The 17,328-nt window shown below is 60.5% G+C and carries 11 protein-coding genes; 8 read left to right on the plus strand and 3 right to left on the minus strand.

What is annotated here, in order from left to right; genetic code table 11:
* Nucleotides 1-251 precede the first annotated feature (251 nt).
* The 3 genes from BVK86_RS15700 to aceE form a co-directional block, all read right to left on the minus strand.
* Nucleotides 252-1,646: an alkaline phosphatase D family protein gene (locus tag BVK86_RS15700; protein WP_075947287.1), complete on the minus strand. Its 1,395-nt coding sequence runs from the start codon at nt 1,644-1,646 to the stop codon at nt 252-254.
* 257 nt (nt 1,647-1,903) lie between these two features.
* Complete coding sequence (aceF, locus tag BVK86_RS15705) at nt 1,904-3,871, minus strand: dihydrolipoyllysine-residue acetyltransferase (protein WP_075947288.1); 1,968 nt, start codon at nt 3,869-3,871, stop codon at nt 1,904-1,906.
* 11 nt (nt 3,872-3,882) lie between these two features.
* On the minus strand, nt 3,883-6,528 hold the full coding sequence (aceE, locus tag BVK86_RS15710) for a pyruvate dehydrogenase (acetyl-transferring), homodimeric type (RefSeq protein WP_075947289.1): 2,646 nt from the start codon (nt 6,526-6,528) through the stop codon (nt 3,883-3,885).
* Nucleotides 6,529-6,911: 383 nt separating this feature from the next.
* Here aceE and glnE point away from each other — a divergent pair, with 383 nt between their 5' ends.
* From glnE to BVK86_RS15750, 8 genes are all read left to right on the plus strand, one after another.
* Complete coding sequence (gene glnE / locus BVK86_RS15715; protein ID WP_075947290.1) at nt 6,912-9,851, plus strand: bifunctional [glutamate--ammonia ligase]-adenylyl-L-tyrosine phosphorylase/[glutamate--ammonia-ligase] adenylyltransferase; 2,940 nt, start codon at nt 6,912-6,914, stop codon at nt 9,849-9,851.
* A 306-nt stretch (nt 9,852-10,157) separates the two neighbouring features.
* Nucleotides 10,158-11,192: a lipopolysaccharide heptosyltransferase II gene (gene waaF, locus BVK86_RS15720; RefSeq protein ID WP_075947291.1), complete on the plus strand. Its 1,035-nt coding sequence runs from the start codon at nt 10,158-10,160 to the stop codon at nt 11,190-11,192.
* 1 nt (nt 11,193) lies between these two features.
* Complete coding sequence (gene waaC, locus BVK86_RS15725; protein WP_075947292.1) at nt 11,194-12,255, plus strand: lipopolysaccharide heptosyltransferase I; 1,062 nt, start codon at nt 11,194-11,196, stop codon at nt 12,253-12,255.
* Nucleotides 12,255-13,379 carry a glycosyltransferase family 4 protein gene (locus tag BVK86_RS15730; RefSeq protein ID WP_075947293.1) on the plus strand — a complete coding sequence of 375 codons (1,125 nt, stop codon included), beginning with the start codon at nt 12,255-12,257 and terminating at the stop codon, nt 13,377-13,379. Before waaC ends, BVK86_RS15730 begins: the two co-directional genes overlap by 1 nt.
* Nucleotides 13,376-14,182: a lipopolysaccharide core heptose(I) kinase RfaP gene (gene rfaP, locus BVK86_RS15735; protein WP_075947294.1), complete on the plus strand. Its 807-nt coding sequence runs from the start codon at nt 13,376-13,378 to the stop codon at nt 14,180-14,182. The genes BVK86_RS15730 and rfaP overlap by 4 nt, the downstream gene beginning before the upstream one ends.
* A complete protein-coding gene (locus BVK86_RS15740; RefSeq protein WP_075947295.1) occupies nt 14,182-14,916 on the plus strand; it encodes a lipopolysaccharide kinase InaA family protein in 735 nt (244 codons plus the stop codon). The genes rfaP and BVK86_RS15740 overlap by 1 nt, the downstream gene beginning before the upstream one ends.
* Nucleotides 14,913-15,665, plus strand: a complete 753-nt coding sequence (locus BVK86_RS15745) for a lipopolysaccharide kinase InaA family protein (protein ID WP_075947296.1) — start codon at nt 14,913-14,915, stop codon at nt 15,663-15,665. The genes BVK86_RS15740 and BVK86_RS15745 overlap by 4 nt, the downstream gene beginning before the upstream one ends.
* Nucleotides 15,665-17,116, plus strand: a complete 1,452-nt coding sequence (locus BVK86_RS15750) for a lipopolysaccharide kinase InaA family protein (RefSeq protein WP_075947297.1) — start codon at nt 15,665-15,667, stop codon at nt 17,114-17,116. Before BVK86_RS15745 ends, BVK86_RS15750 begins: the two co-directional genes overlap by 1 nt.
* The last annotated feature ends 212 nt before the right edge of the window (nt 17,117-17,328 follow it).

A 17,328-nucleotide genomic window follows, 5' to 3' on the forward strand; every position in this document is an offset into this window, starting at 1 on the left:
CGCTTCGAATTTGCTGAACGCGCCGGGGCTCTCGCCCTCTTTACTGTTGCCTGCGGCAAGGTTGCATCATTGCGACACCGACTGACAAGAGACATGAAGGCCAAGTGCTATAAGAATGTGTCGGCCGGAGCGAAGATTTCTTCAATTGAGGTCAAAAGTAATGCAATTGGGCGCAAAGATCGCAGCCTTCGGCTACTCCGGGTGAGCGCCATCCCAATGAAGGAACGGCCGCAGGTTGCGATCGTTTGCGTTTAACGCAACACGATCCTGACCGACGCTAGAAGCCGGCCATCCCGATCGTGATAACGAACCTGAATCCGTTCCGAATCGACGATCAGGTGTGCAAAGTTATCCCGGCTGATCACGTCGCTGGTCAATTCGTGTCGGTAGTCGCCAGCAGCGGTTCGGGCCAGCGGTTGATCGAGCATGAAGGTGGACGCTTTGGCATAGGGCAGCAGTTTGCTGTTGCACAGCGGCGACGAGACGATGGTGTGAACCTCGAAGTCCGGGTCTTCGCTGTGGGTCAGTCGACTGGTGAGGGAGCCGTGCACATCGCCGGAAATGAACACAACGTTCTTGATGCCATGGGCGCGAATCGTTTCCAGCAGCCGCAGGCGTTGCTCGGGAAAGGCTTGCCAGGCGTCGTCGCCCAGGCGTTTTCGGTCCGGGTAGACCATCACGCTGGTGACCACGAACTTGACCCGTGCCGGGCTGTGGACCAGCCAGTCGCACAAGGCCTGCTCCTGTTCGATATCAAGGATGCGCCGGTCGTTGGCCATGAGATTGCGCCGTGTTCGACTGTCGGTGACAAACCACTCGATATCACCATTGGAAAACTGATACCAATAGCGCCCCAATGATTGGCTTATTTGTCCTTTGGCGCTCAGTTCATGGGCCGGGCTGTGGCTGGCTTGATAAAGTTCATAAGCCGTCATCGCATTTTTATATAAAGATTCATCAGTGCTGTTTTTGTTGGTGGGCCAGTTATCTTCAATTTCATGATCATCGAGAATCATGTAAGTCGGAATGCCGGACATTAATGTCGCAATATGCGGTTGTGAGAACGCAGCACGGTATTTGGCAAGTATCTCGTTGTATTCCTTGTCCGGGGCGATGAAGTTCAAGTCGTCGACATACACTTGGTCGCCCGTCATCAGCAGCGCGTTGATCGGCGGTGTCGTGCGTTGTGCCAGATGGTCGATGGAGGCGAAGATCCGGTCGCCCAGGTGTGGGTTGGAGGGTCGGCCTGCGGTCATGCGCAAATAGCGGCAGGAACCGACAATATAGGCCCGTGGTGTAGTGGTTTCGCCGGATTGCGTCCGCAGGCGATAAACATCCCGTGGCCATTGCAGTGGCAGTTCCTGGACAGTTTCCGGGGTGTGCAGCGGGTACATGGGGCTGAACCAGCCGGCCTGGTATTCGTACTCGGTGTTGGCGGCCAGATCATGCAGAACGATGACGCCTGACATGTCGCGTGACGGCGTCAGTTGAATGAATAAGCCTTTGTTCCAGTATTGGTCGCCAACCCGGCGATAACGGATGCCTGCAAATACAAATTGGTCTTTTTGCCATGCGCCACGCAGGAAAATGCGCGCTTGCTCAGTTGTTGTGTGCCCGAGTATTGGGCCGATAGTCGGTTTTAACATATTCGAGTCCATTCGAAATGATGTTGTGGAGGGTGCCTGCGCTGTTGGCGGCTATTGAACTAAGCCTAAATAGTCGGGCGGAAAAAATATCGAGCTAAAGTGGACCTAAGTTGTGGGCGATTTAAGCCACGAATGTAGGAATGTACTTTTCCGGAGGCAAAAAAAGCCCCGCCAAATTGGCGGGGTTGAGGTACGAGCGTGGCGCTCGGAAAACGTGAAACGCGGCGGGCCCTCCGGTGAAGGAGGGCCGGCCGGTCTTACAGCAGGATGGTGCGGATGTCCGCCAGCAGGCTGCCCAGACGCTGGGTGAAGCGTGCGGCAGCGGCGCCGTTGATCACACGGTGATCGTAGGACAGCGACAGCGGCAGCATCAGTTTCGGCTGGAAGGCTTTGCCGTCCCAGACGGGCTGGATGGTTGCCTTGGAAACACCGAGGATCGCCACTTCCGGCGCGTTGACGATCGGCGTGAAGCCGGTGCCGCCAATGTGGCCGAGGCTGGAAATGGTGAAGCAGGCACCTTGCATATCGTCAGCGGTGAGCTTCTTGTCGCGGGCCTTGGCGGCCAGCGCGGCGGCTTCGGCAGCCAGTTGCAACAGGCTCTTCTGGTCGACGTTCTTGATGACCGGTACCAGCAAGCCATCCGGGGTGTCTACGGCGAAGCCGATGTTGACGTATTTCTTGCGGATGATCGCCTTGCCGCTTGGTGCCAGCGAACTGTTGAAGTCCGGCAGCTCCTTGAGCATGTGTGCGCACGACTTGAGCAGCAACGGCAGGATGGTCAGCTTGACGCCGGCCTTCTCTGCAACGGCTTTCTGTGCGACACGGAACGCCTCCAGCTCGGTGATATCAGCCGAATCGAACTGAGTCACGTGCGGAATGTTCAACCAGCTGCGGTGCAGGCTCGACGCACCGATTTGCATCAGGCGAGTCATCGGCACTTCTTCGATTTCGCCAAAACGGCTGAAGTCGACGACCGGGATCGGCGGGATGCCCGCGCCACCGGTTGCGCCGGCAGCAGCGGCCGGAGCTTCCTTGGCCTTCTGCATCATGGCTTTGACGTAAACCTGCACGTCTTCTTTCAGGATGCGACCGTGTGGACCGCTGGCGCCAACGGCGCTCAGCTCGACGCCGAACTCACGGGCCAGTTGACGCACGGCCGGGCCCGCGTGAACTTTGGCGCCGGGCTTGGCTGGAGCAGCGGCCGGGGTAGCAACCGGTGTGGCTGCGGCAGGAGCGGGAGCAGCGGCTGGAGCTGCAGTGCTCGGTGCAGCAGCGGCCGGTGCCGGAGCAGCCGTCGGTGCAACGCCTTTGACTTTCAGTTTGAGGATCAGGTCGCCGGTACCGACTTCGTCATCGAGCTTGATGGAAACGCTTTCCACTACGCCAGCGGCTGGCGACGGGATTTCCATGCTGGCCTTGTCGGATTCCAGGGTGATCAGCGACTGGTCGGCTTCAACGCTGTCGCCGGCCTTGACCAGGACTTCGATGATCTTGGCCTTGCCCGCCGAACCGATATCCGGCACGTGGATGTCCTGGACGTTGTCGGCTACCGGTGCAGCCGGAGCGGCAGCGGCTGGCGCAGGAGCGGCGGCAGGCGCAGCAGCCTGGGCCGGAGCGGCAGCAGCCGGTGCCGCAGCACCCGCCACTTCCAGATCCAGAATCAGGTCGCCCGTGCCGACTTCGTCGTTGAGCTTGACGCTGATGGCCTTGACCACGCCAGCGGCAGGCGACGGGATTTCCATGCTGGCCTTGTCGGACTCCAGAGTGATCAGCGACTGATCAGCCTCGACGGTGTCGCCGACCTTGACCTGGATTTCGATGATCTGGGCCTTGCCCGACGAACCGATGTCCGGTACGTGCACTTGCTGAACGCTGGCGGCAGCCGGCGCAGCAGCAGGGGCAGCAGGAGCCGCGGCGGCAGGAGCAGCAGCCGGTTTGGCTTCTGCTTTTGCCGCTGGCGCAGCGGCAGCCGCAGGGGCCGCATCAGCGGCACCTTCGACTTCCAGCTCCAGCAGTTCGTCGCCTTCTTTCAGGCGATCGCCCAGCTTCACTTTCAGGCTCTTGACGATACCGGCCTTCGGCGCAGGCACTTCCATGCTCGCCTTGTCCGATTCCAGCGTCAGGATGCTCTGCTCGGCTTCGATACGGTCGCCGACCTTCACAAACAGTTCAATTACTTCACCTTCACCGCTGCCGATGTCAGGTACGCGAATGAGTTCGCTCACAAAATCTCTCCTCAGCAGTCCAGTGGGTTGAGTTTTTCCGGGTTGATACCGAACTTGGCGATGGCTTCAGCCACAACCTTAGGTTCGATGTCACCACGGTCAGCCAGTGCTTCCAGGGCTGCCAACACCACGAAATGACGGTCAACTTCGAAGAAATGACGCAGTTTCTTGCGGCTGTCGCTGCGGCCGAAACCATCGGTGCCCAGGACTTTGAATTCCTTGGACGGTACCCACTGACGGATCTGCTCGGCGAACAGTTTCATGTAGTCGGTAGAGGCGATGACCGGACCTTTACGGCCGTTCAGGCACTCTTCCACATAGCTCAGCTTAGGCTTCTGACCAGGGTGCAGACGGTTGCTGCGCTCTACGGCCAGGCCATCGCGACGCAGTTCGTTGAAGCTGGTAACGCTCCACACGTCGGCGCCGACGTTGAACTCTTCACGCAGGATCTTCGCTGCTTCACGGACTTCACGCAGGATGGTGCCGGAGCCCATCAGTTGAACGTGGTGCGCCGCTTCGCGGGTGTCTTCTTCGAGCAGGTACATGCCTTTCTTGATGCCTTCTTCGGCACCGGCCGGCATGGCTGGCTGCTGGTACGACTCGTTCATCACGGTGATGTAGTAGAAGACGTCCTGTTGCTCTTCGGTCATCTTCTTCATGCCGTCCTGAATGATCACCGCCAGCTCGTAGCCGTAGGTTGGATCGTAGGTGCGGCAGTTCGGGATGGTGGCAGCCAGCAGGTGGCTGTGACCGTCTTCGTGCTGCAGGCCTTCACCGTTGAGGGTGGTACGGCCGGCGGTGCCGCCGATCAGGAAGCCACGGGTGCGGCTGTCGCCAGCGGCCCAGGCCAGGTCACCGATACGCTGGAAGCCGAACATCGAGTAGAAGATGTAGAACGGCAGCATCGGCTGGTTGTGGCTGGAGTACGAAGTACCGGCAGCGATGAAGGAGCTCATGGCGCCCGCTTCGTTGATGCCTTCTTCGAGAATCTGGCCCTTCTTGTCTTCCTTGTAGAACATCACCTGGTCTTTATCGACTGGCTCGTAGAGCTGGCCGACGGACGAGTAGATGCCCAACTGACGGAACATGCCTTCCATACCGAAGGTACGGGCTTCGTCAGGAATGATCGGGACGATGCGCGGACCGATTTCCTTGTCCTTGACCAGCTGCGCCAGGATGCGCACGAAAGCCATGGTGGTGGAAATTTCACGGTCGCCCGAGCCGTCGAGGATGGCCTTGAGGGTGTCCAGGTCCGGGGTCGGTACGCTGAAGCTTTGCGCGCGACGCTGCGGCACGAAACCGCCCAGTGCAGTGCGACGCTCGCTCAGGTAGCGGGCTTCGGCGCTGTTTGGCTCTGGCTTGAAGAACGGCAGGTTCTCCAGCTCTTCGTCCTTGACCGGAATGTCGAAACGATCGCGGAACAGCTTCAGGCTTTCAACATCAACCTTCTTGGTGTTGTGCGCGGTGTTTTTCGCTTCGCCGGCACCGGTGCCATAACCCTTGATGGTCTTGGCCAGGATAACGGTTGGTTGTTCTTTGTGATTGACCGCTTCGTGGTACGCCGCGTAGACCTTGTACGGGTCGTGGCCGCCACGGTTGAGCTTCCAGATCTCGTCGTCGGACAGGTCTGCAACCATCGCCTTGAGTTCTGGCGAGTTGAAGAAGTGTTCACGCACGAACGCGCCGTCTTTGGCTTTGTAGTTCTGGTACTCGCCGTCGATGACTTCGTCCATGCGACGTTGCAGGATGCCGTCGACGTCCTTGGCCAGCAGTGGGTCCCAGAAACGGCCCCAGATGACTTTGGTCACGTTCCACTGAGCACCGCGGAACACGCCTTCGAGTTCCTGGATGATCTTGCCGTTGCCGCGAACCGGGCCGTCGAGGCGCTGCAGGTTGCAGTTGATGACGAAGATCAGGTTGTCCAGCTTTTCGCGGCCAGCCAGGGAGATCGCGCCCAGGGATTCCGGCTCGTCGCACTCGCCGTCGCCCAGGAAGCACCAGACTTTTTGCTTGCCGGCAGGAATGAAGCCACGGGCTTCCAGGTACTTCATGAAGCGTGCCTGGTAGATCGCCTGGATCGGGCCCAGACCCATGGATACGGTCGGGAACTGCCAGAAGTCAGGCATCAGCCAAGGGTGCGGGTAGGACGACAGGCCCTGACCGTCGACTTCCTGGCGGAAGTTGTTCATCTGGTCTTCGGTGATACGGCCTTCCATGAAGGCACGGGCGTAAACGCCTGGCGAGGTGTGGCCCTGGAAGTAGATCAGGTCGCCGCCGTGTTCGTCGGTCGGGGCCTGGAAGAAGTAGTTGAAGCCGATGTCATACAGGGTCGCACTGGAAGCGAAGCTGGAGATGTGACCGCCGAGGTCAGAATCTTTCAGGTTCGTACGCATTACCATGGCCATTGCGTTCCAGCGTACCAGCGAGCGAATGCGGCGTTCCATGAACAGGTCGCCAGGCATGCGTGCTTCGTGGGTAACAGGGATGGTGTTGCGGTAAGGCGTGGTGATGGCGTAAGGCAACTGCGAACCGCTGCGGGTTGCGAGTTCACCCATACGGGTCATCAGATAGTGAGCACGGTCTTCGCCTTCTTTGTCGAGAACCGATTCCAGGGCGTCCAGCCATTCCTGGGTTTCGACGGGATCGAGGTCTTGCATGGCTTGCTCCAGGGCGGAAAGGCTACCAGAATCGGTTGCCTGAGTTAGCGACTGGCCTTGTGGGCAGACGTTATGAATTCTTGGATTGCCGACAGGTTGTTCCGGCGGTGTGTAGTTTTACTACAAATCATCCGGCATTTCAGCCTTACTAATGTATATACGAGTAGTAAAACTACAGATGAGCGGCTTTTGGCCCCCGACTGTGTTGTGAGAATAATCGTTAAGGTTGGTCTTTTACCAACCAGAAAAGGTGAAAGCTTGATGCTGGCTGCCAATAATAAAGAATTTTCAGCTATTTCTAACTTTTGTTCGACAGTCCTTCAGGTAGTGCAATATGAAAATTCACTACATGCAGCCCGATACACGCCGATCAAGGATATACCATGAGCCTCCCTTCGCTTGCCGAACTGCCCGCCATTCTGTTGCCGCTTGTCACCCGCGCCGAGCAGTCGTTCCGGACGGCGGTCGATGCCCTGGATGACGATCATGGGTTGTCCACCTGGACCCCAGAGCGCTGGGCTCAATTTGCCCGAGTGACCGCCGCCAGCGACTTTGTCATTGAACAGAGCGTGCGTGACCCTTTGATGTTGCTGGAGCTGGTGCAGTCCGGCGAACTGGACCGCCGCTTCGCCGTCGGTGAGATGTGTGCGCAGATTGGCGCCGCCGCTGCATCGGCAGAAACCGATGATCAACTGGCCCGCGCCTTGCGCCGCCAACGGGCGCGTCATCAGGTACGGATCATCTGGCGCGACCTGACCCGCCAGGCTGATCTGGTCCAGACCTGCCGCGATCTGTCGGACATGGCCGACGCCAGCATCGACCAGGCCTATCAATGGTTGTACACCCGCCATTGCCAGCAGTTCGGCGTGCCTACCGGCCGCCGCAGCGGCGAGCCGCAGCAGATGGTGGTGCTGGGCATGGGCAAGCTCGGTGCGGTGGAGTTGAACCTGTCGTCCGACATTGACCTGATATTCGCTTACCCCGAAGGCGGCGAAACCGTCGGCGTGAAACGTCCGCTGGATAACCAGGAATTTTTCATCCGGCTCGGGCAGCGTCTGATCAAGGCGCTGGACCCGATGACCGTCGACGGTTTCGTGTTCCGTGTCGACATGCGTTTGCGTCCTTACGGCTCGGCCGGTGCGCTGGTGCTGAGCTTCAATGCGCTGGAACAGTATTACCAGGATCAGGGCCGCGACTGGGAACGCTACGCCATGATCAAGTCGCGTGTGGTGGCGGGCGATCAAGTCGCCGGTGCGCAACTGCAAGAGATGCTGCGACCCTTCGTTTACCGGCGCTACCTGGATTTCTCCGCCATCGAAGCGCTGCGCACCATGAAGCAGCTGATCCAGCAGGAAGTGCGGCGCAAGGGCATGGCCGACAATATCAAGCTCGGTTCCGGTGGCATCCGTGAAGTGGAGTTCATCGCCCAGGCATTCCAGCTTATCCACGGTGGCCGCGACCTGAGCTTGCAACAACGTCCTCTATTAAAGGTACTGGGGACACTGGAAGGGCAGGGCTATCTGCCGCCAGCGGTGATCAGCGAGCTGCGCGAAGGCTACGAGTTCCTGCGTTACACCGAACACGCGATCCAGGCGATCGCCGACCGCCAGACCCAGATGCTGCCGGATGGCGCTCAGGATCAGGCGCGCATTGCCTTTATGTTGGGCTTTGCCGATTGGGCATCGTTCCATGAGCAGTTGATGTACTGGCGAGGTCGGGTGGCGTGGCACTTCGGTCAGGTCATCGCGGACCCTGACGAGGAAGAAGGCAGCGAAAGTGAAGTGGTGGTCGGCGGTGAATGGCTGCCGCTGTGGGAGGAGGCCCAGGATGAAGAAGCCGCGTGCCGTCAGCTGGAGGAGGGCGGTTTCGCCGATGCGCCCAAAGCGCTGAGGGCGTTGGCCGGCTTGCGCAGCAGTCCGCAGTTGCGCGCCATGCAGCGTCTGGGGCGCGAGCGGCTTGATGCCTTTATTCCGCGTCTGCTGGCCCAGGCGGTGGAGCACGCCAACCCGGACCTGGTGCTGGAGCGTGTGCTGCCCTTGGTGGAAGCCGTGGCGCGCCGTTCTGCCTATCTGGTGTTGCTGACCGAAAACCCTGGGGCGTTGCGCCGCTTGCTGACCTTGTGCGCCGCAAGCCCATGGATCGCTGAACAGATCACGCGCTTCCCGCTATTGCTCGATGAATTGCTCAACGAAGGCCGACTGTTCAAGCCACCGTTGGCTCCGGAGCTGGCCGCTGAATTGCGTGAACGTCTGACGCGGATTCCCGAGGACGATCTCGAACAGCAGATGGAAGCCCTGCGCCATTTCAAACTGGCGCACCGCTTGCGCGTCGCCGCATCGGAAATCGCCGGCAGCCTGCCGCTGATGAAGGTCAGTGATTATCTGACCTGGCTCGCCGAAGCGATCCTTGAGCAAGTACTGGCCCTGGCCTGGCGGCAAACGGTGGCCAAGTACGGCACGCCGTTGCGTACCGACGGCTCTTTATGCGACCCCGGCTTCATCATTGTCGGTTATGGGAAAGTTGGCGGCCTGGAACTCGGGCATGGTTCGGACCTCGATCTGGTGTTCATTCACGACGGTGATCCGCAGGCAGAAACCGACGGACCGAAGCCGATCGACGGCGCGCAGTTTTTCACCCGGCTTGGGCAGCGGATCATCCACTTGCTCACGGCGCAGACCAACTCGGGGCAGTTGTACGAAGTGGATATGCGCCTGCGACCGTCCGGTGCGTCGGGGCTTTTGGTCAGTTCACTGGGGGCGTTTGCCCGTTATCAGGAAAATGAAGCCTGGACGTGGGAACACCAGGCACTGGTGCGGGCGCGGGTGTTGGTCGGCAGTCAGGATGTCGGCCAGGCTTTCGAAAAAGTCCGTGCCGCGATACTGGGCAAACCGCGTGACTTGCCGACCCTGCGCCAGGAGGTCAGCGAGATGCGCGCCAAGATGCGCGATAACCTCGGCACCAAGAGCACCGCGGCCGGTACCGGGGCAAATGCCTTCGAGGCCACGGCGCCCTTCGACCTCAAGCAGGACGCCGGAGGTATCGTCGATATTGAATTTATGGTGCAATACGCGGCCCTGGCGTGGTCGCAAACGCACGCGCCATTGCTGCGCTGGACCGATAACATTCGCATTCTGGAAGAGCTGGAACACGAAGGACTGATGCCCGTCGAAGATGCCAGTCTGTTGCGTGAAGCCTATAAAGCTTACCGCTCCGCCGCCCACCGGCAGGCCTTGCAGAAGGATCCGGGGGTGATACCAGGCGATCAGTTCGCGGACGAACGGCGACAGGTGATGCGAATCTGGCGTGAGCTGGGGCTAAGCTGAAACGGGATTATTGCAGCACTGAATATCCCTGTGGGAGCGGGCTTGCCCGCGATAGCGGTGTATCAGTCACCATCAATGTTGGATGTGACCACCTCATCGCGGGCAAGCCCGCTCCCACAGTAGATCTGCAGCGTCAGGCAGATTGACGTACACCATTACCCAATGTGGGAGCGAGCCTGCTCGCGATAGCGGAGTGACAGTCGACAGCAATGTTGAAGGTGATGACCCATCGCAAGCTGCCATGCTCCCGCAGAGATTCACGAGGCGGGGAGGCGTAGGCCTCCCCGGTTCGTTTATGGAAACCACATGAAAATTCTGATCGTTGGGCCCAGTTGGGTCGGTGACATGGTGATGGCGCAGACACTGTTTCAGTGTCTCAAGCAGCGCCACCCACAGTGCGAAATCGACGTGCTGGCCCCCGAGTGGAGCCGGCCGATTCTTGAGCGCATGCCCGAAGTTCGCCAGGCCTTGAGCTTCCCGCTCGGCCACGGCGCCTTGGAGCTGGCGACCCGTCGGCGCATCGGCAAATCCCTTGCCGGGCAATACGACCAGGCGATTCTGTTGCCCAATTCCCTGAAGTCGGCGCTGGTGCCGTTCTTTGCCGGCATCCCCAAGCGCACCGGCTGGCGTGGCGAGTTCCGCTATGGCCTGCTCAACGATGTGCGCACGCTGGACAAGGACCGTTACCCGCTGATGATCGAGCGTTTCATGGCGCTGGCCTTCGAGCCGGGTGTTGAACTGCCGAAACCGTATCCACGCCCGAGCCTGCAGATCGACCCGGGCACTCGCGAGGCAGCGCTGGCCAGGTTCGGCCTGACCCTCGATCGTCCGGTGCTGGCGCTGTGCCCCGGTGCAGAGTTCGGCGAATCCAAACGCTGGCCGTCCGAGCATTACGCCAAGGTGGCCGAGGCGAAGATCCGTGACGGTTGGCAAGTCTGGCTGTTCGGCTCGAAAAACGATCACGCCGTGGGTGAAGACATCCGTTCCCGGTTGATTCCCGGCTTGCGCGAAGAGTCGGTGAACCTCAGCGGCGGCACTTCGCTGGCCGAGGCCATCGACCTGCTCTCCTGCGCTGATTCGGTGGTCTCCAACGATTCCGGGCTGATGCACGTTGCTGCCGCGTTGAACCGTCCGCTGGTGGCGGTCTACGGTTCGACCTCGCCGGGTTTCACGCCACCGCTGGCCGAGCATGTCGAGATCGTGCGTCTGGGCATCGAGTGCAGCCCGTGCTTCGATCGCACCTGCCGTTTCGGCCATTACAATTGCCTGCGCCAACTGATGCCGCAAGCGGTGAACGAAGCCTTGCAGCGTTTGCAGGGCACTGTGGTCGAGGTCCAATAGCTTGCGGGTACTGTTGATCAAGACTTCATCGCTGGGCGACGTGATTCATGCGTTGCCGGCGCTGACCGACGCGGCGCGGGCGATCCCCGGCATCAAGTTCGACTGGGTGGTGGAAGAAGGCTTCGCCGAAATTCCGACCTGGCATCCGGCGGTGGGCAAGGTGATTCCGGTGGCGATCCGTCGCTGGCGCAAAAACCTCTGGCAAACCCTCAAGAGCGGCGAGTGGAAGCGCTTCAAACAAAGCCTTCGCGCCACGAAATACGACCTGGTCATCGATGCCCAAGGCCTGCTGAAAAGCGCGTGGCTGACTCGCTACGTCAAAGCCCCGGTCGCGGGTCTCGATAAAGCGTCGGCGCGCGAGCCGATCGCAGCACGTTTCTACAATCGACGCCTGGCGGTTGCCCGTGGTCAGCACGCGGTGGAGCGAGTGCGTCAGTTGTTCGCCATTGCCCTGGGTTACGACCTGCCCAAAGGCCTGGGCGACTATGGCTTGAACATCGAGCGCCTGGTGGAATTGCCGCGCAAGAATCCTTATGTGCTGTTCCTGCATGGCACCACCTGGGACACCAAACACTGGCCTGAAGCCTATTGGCGCGAGCTGACCGAACGGGTCGGTTATCTCGGCGTCGGGGTGAAACTGCCCTGGGGTAATGCGGTGGAGAAGGCTCGCGCCGAGCGCATCGCTGCCGGTTTCAAGCACGCCGAAGTACTGCCGAAACTGAACCTGGCCGGTGTCGGCAAGGTACTGGCGGGTGCTCAGGCGTGTGTGGCAGTGGACACCGGTCTCGGTCATTTGGCCGCCGCGCTGGATGTGCCGACGCTGTCACTGTTCGGCCCAACCAACCCGGGCCTGACCGGCGCCTACGGCAAATCGCAGATTCACCTGGCCAGCGATTTCCCTTGCGCACCGTGCCTGCAGAAGAAATGCACCTACCAACCGACGGCCGAAGACGCCCGTCAGTTCGACCTGAAACGCGAGTGGCCGTTGTGCTTCACGCGCCTGAATCCCGAGCGTGTCGCCAGCCGACTGAGCACGTTGTTACTGGCTGAGGAGCTGCGCTGATGCAATTGGCATTTGTCCTGTACAAGTACTTTCCCTTCGGTGGCTTGCAGCGCGATTTCATGCGCATTGCCCTGGAGTGCCAGAAGCGCGGTCACCAGATCCGCGTCTACACGTTGATCTGGGAAGGCGACGTGCCACCGGGTTTTGAAGTGCTGGTGGCGCCGGTCAAGGCGTTCTTCAACCATCGTCGCAATGAAAAGCTCAGCGAGTGGATGGAAGCGGACCTGGCCAGGCGCCCGGTGGATCGTCTGATCGGCTTCAACAAGATGCCTGGGTTGGACGTCTATTACGCTGCCGACGGCTGCTTCGAGGACAAGGCGCAGAACCTGCGCAACTCGCTGTACCGCCGCTGGGGCCGCTACCGTCACTTCGCCGAATACGAGCGCGCGGTGTTCGCCAAAGACGCGAAGACTGAAGTGTTGATGATCTCCGAAGTCCAGCAGCCGCTGTTCATCAAGCATTACGACACGCCGCTGGAACGCTTCCATCTGCTGCCGCCGGGCATCGCCCAGGATCGCCGCCGCCCGGCCGATGCCGACGACATTCGTGCCGGGTTCCGAGCCGAATTCAACCTCAAGGACGATGAGCTGCTGCTGGTGCAGATCGGCTCCGGGTTCAAGACCAAAGGCGTGGATCGTAGCCTCAAGGCGCTGGCGGCATTGCCCGCTGATCTGAAGAAACGCACCCGGCTGTTTGTAATTGGCCAGGACGACCCCAAATTATTCCAGATGCAGAGCGCGACGCTGGGGCTTGGCGATAACGTGACGTTCCTCAAGGGTCGCAGCGATATCCCGCGTTTCCTGCTGGGTGCCGATCTGTTGATCCACCCGGCATACAACGAAAACACCGGTACCGTGCTGCTTGAAGCGCTGGTCGCCGGGTTGCCGGTGCTGGTCAGTGCGGTGTGCGGTTACGCCCATTACATTGCCGAGGCCGATGCCGGCCTGGTGCTGGACGAACCCTTCGAGCAGGCGCAACTGACGCAGTACCTGACCGGAATGCTGAACGACGCTCAAGCACGGGCGGCCTGGAGCCGCAACGGTCTGGCCTTCGCCGGGACGGCCGACCTCTACAGCATGCCGCAGCACGCGGCGGATGTGATTCTGGCGGAGCACGCTAAATGAAGTTGATGCTGGCTGAACCGTTCAAAAGCCTCTGGGCCGGTCGCGATCCGTTCGCCGAGGTCGAGGGCTTGCAGGGTGAGGTGTACCGCGAGCTTGAAGCACGCCGGACCCTGCGTACCGAAGTGAACGGCAACGGGTTTTTCGTGAAGATCCACCGTGGCATTGGTTGGGGCGAGATCTTCAAGAACCTGCTCACCGCCAAATTGCCGGTCCTCGGTGCGGGGCAAGAGTGGAAAGCGATCCAGCGCTTGCAGGAAGTCGGCGTGCCGACCATGACGGCCGTTGCTTACGGCGAGAAGGGCAGCAACCCGGCGGATCAGCACTCCTTCATCGTCACCGAAGAGCTGGCGCCGACGGTCAGTCTCGAAGATTTCAGCATCAACTGGATCAAGCAGCCGCCCGAGCCGAAGCTCAAGCGTGCGTTGATCGCTGAAGTGGCGCGCATGACCGGCATGATGCACCGCGCCGGGGTCAACCACCGCGACTGTTACATCTGCCATTTCCTGCTGCACATCGACAAGCCGGTGACGGCCGATGACTTCAAACTGTCGGTGATCGACCTGCATCGCGCCCAGACCCGAGCTCAGATCACTGCGCGCTGGCGCAACAAGGATCTGGCGGCGCTGTACTTTTCCGCCCTGGATATCGGCTTGACCCGACGCGACAAACTGCGGTTCCTCAAGGGTTATTTCCAGCAACCGCTGCGGCAGATCCTCAGCGAGGAAGCCGGGCTGCTGAGCTGGCTCGAAGGCAAGGCCAACAAACTCTACGACCGCAAACAGCGATACGGGGATGCGCTCTGATGGCGGGTTGGACACTTGAAGCGGAGTACAGCGATCTGGCGGAAGACTTTGGCAGCCTAGAAGCGGTGTTTGCGCTTCAAGGCGAGCGCTTGACCCGCGACCCGCTGTCCGAAGTCATCCGCGTCCAGCGCAAGGGCGTCAACTATTACGTCAAACGCTATGTGGGCGCAGGCAAGGGCTTGCGCCGTTACCTGGGCAAGCCTCGGGTGAAAATGGAGTGGCAGAACCTCAAGCGCTTCGCCAAGTGGGGTATTCCCACCGCCGAAGTGGTGGCCTGGGGGTTGGAGCGTCGCGGCATGGCTTATGATCGCGGGGCGATGATCACCCGTGAACTGCCGCATACCGAAGATTTGTCGGCCCTGGCCGAGCGACACGACCCCAAGCTCGCGGATCGCGCGTGGGTCGATAGCGTCAGTCGCCAGTTGGCCAGCTACACCCGGACCATGCACGAGCACCGTTTTACCCACAACGATTTGAAATGGCGCAACCTGCTGGTCGACGATCAGCCCCGGCTGTTTCTGATCGACTGTCCCAACGGTGATTTCTGGAGCGGTTTCTGGCTCAAGTACCGCATCACCAAGGATCTGGCGTGCCTGGACAAGGTCGCCAAATACCAGCTGTCGGCGACCCAGCGCCTGCGTTTTTACCTGCAATACCGGCAACGGGCGCGGCTCAATGCCGCCGATAAAAAACGGATTCGGCATGTGGTGAGATTTTTCGAGGGGCGCGAATGACTGATTTTCTGGCCGCTGAAGACCGTGCGCTGCTTGAGCGCCATGGCCTCGGCACGTTCGATGCGCTGTGGTCCCGGCAGCTCGATGCCGTGGACGAACCCAACACCGTCCGCGGTGGCTGGAGCAGTGTGTTTCGACTGGATCTGGAAGGTCATGGTTTCTATCTCAAGCGCCAGAGCAACTACCAGATGCGCACCTTGCACGCGCCGTTCGGCGAGCCGAGTTTTGCCCGTGAGTTTCGCAACATCAGCCGTTATGAACAGCTCGGGATTCCGGCGCTGAAAGCCGCGTTCTTCGGCGAGCGCAAGGTTGATGGCGAAGTCCGCGCCGTGCTGCTGACCCGGGCGCTGGATGGTTGGGATGATCTGGATTCGCTGCTGCGGCGTTGGTCTGATCTCGGCGAGGCGCAGCACGTGGCCATTCTGCAAGCCTGCGGTCATCTGGCGCGGCGCCTGCATGGCATGCGGCAGGTGCACGGGTGCTTTTATCCCAAGCACATCTTCCTGCGCGCCACCGGCGACGGTTATCAGGCGCAGTTGATCGACCTGGAAAAGACCCGGCCGCTGTTATTCGGTCAACGTGACCGGGTCAAGGATCTGGAGCCGTTGCTGCGTCGCGCACCCGAGTGGAGCGAAGCGCAGTTGCGGGTGCTGTTGGCCGCGTATCTGGATCAGGCGCAGAACAGTTCGCTGATCGACAGTTGGCTGACACGCTTGATTGCACGGCGTAGCCATAAGGGGAAAGGCTGATGCGTTTGTCCGAACTGAAAAACGCGGGTCGCCGTCCGGCGTTGCCATTAAGCCTTTCCCTGGCCGATGCTGCCGGGCCGGCCGATCTGCAATTACTCAGCCTGCTACGGGTGTTGCCGGGGCAGCGCTACGTCGGTGCGGGTGTCTGGCGTGGCCAGCCGGTGCTGGCAAAATTGCTGGTGGGCAGCAAGGCTGCGCGGCATTTTCAACGGGAGCTGGACGGCGTGCGCTTGCTCGCTGCTCAAGGCCTGACCACCCCCCTGCTGTTGGCCGATGGCCTCAAGGATGGCGAGGGTGGCTGGCTGTTGTTCGAGTTTCTGGACGGCGCTGAAAGCCTCGGCGATGCGTGGCAACGGGTTGAACACTTGCCCGTGCTGGCCGACGAGCAATCAGCGGTGTTGGCCGAGGCCCTGGGTGCCATTGGCCAAATGCACCGCAAAGGCTTGTGGCAGGAAGACCTGCACCTGGACAACCTGTTGCGTCAGGGCCGTCGGCTGTATTTGATCGACGGCGCCGGAATCTGCAGCGAAACGCCAGGCCAGCCGTTGTCGCGGCAGAAAGTCCTGGAAAATCTCGGGGTGTTTTTCGCCCAGTTGCCGCAATCCCTGCAGCCGTTTACCGAAGAGTTGCTGGTGTACTACCTGCTGAGCAATGGCGAGCATGCCTTGCCCATGGAAGCGCTGCAGAAGCAGATCGACAAGGTCCGCAGCTGGCGACTCAGGGATTTTCTGAACAAGGTCGGCCGTGAGTGCACGCTGTTCAGCGTGCAGCGCGGTGCGTTCGGCTTGCGCGCGATTCGCCGCGAGGAAGAAGCGGCCATGCTGCCGGTGCTGGAACGGGCCGATGACTTGCTTGACCAGGGGCATCTGTACAAGACCGGCGGCGCAGCGAGCGTCGGCAAGGTCGAGGTCGATGGCCGCACGCTGGTGATCAAGCGCTACAACATCAAGGGGGTCGCACACTGGCTCAAGCGCTTCTGGCGCCCGAGCCGGGCCTGGCATTCCTGGCGCGAAGGCAATCGCCTGGCGTTCCTTGGCATCGCCACGCCCAAGCCGCTGGCGCTTCTGGAGAAACGTTTTCTCTGGCTGCGCGGTCGTGCCTATCTCATCACCGAGCATCTGCCGGGGCCGGACATCATCGAGCGCTTTGCGCCTTACGTGGAAAGCGGTGATGCACCGGAGTCCGAGCTGGCGGCGCTGGATCACCTGTTTACCGAATTGATCCGTGAGCGCATCAGCCATGGTGACTTCAAGGGCCACAACCTGTTCTGGCAGCAGGATCGCTGGGCGTTGATCGATCTCGACTCGATGTGCCAGCACGCCTCGCTCGCCAGTTTTGCGCCGGCGTATGCGCGGGATCGCGCGCGTTTCATGCGTAATTGGCCGCCGAGCAGTGCGCTTTACCAAGTCATCGATCAGCGTTTGCCCAAAGACATCTCCAGCGCGGCTTGAACCGCTATCGCGCGCAGGCTCGCTCCCACATTGAATCTTGATCGTACGCAAATATTGTGTTCGCTCGAGTACCCCTGTGCGAGCGAGCCCGCTCGCGATGAGGCCCGAACTGCCAGCGAAGATTAGGGACATTCTTTTAAGAGTCGTCCTACACGATCTTGGGAAGCCATGAGCTGTGGCCTGAAAGTACGCGATGCTAGTTTGCCCTGACG

The organism is Pseudomonas reinekei (assembly GCF_001945365.1).
Classification (GTDB): domain Bacteria; phylum Pseudomonadota; class Gammaproteobacteria; order Pseudomonadales; family Pseudomonadaceae; genus Aquipseudomonas; species Aquipseudomonas reinekei.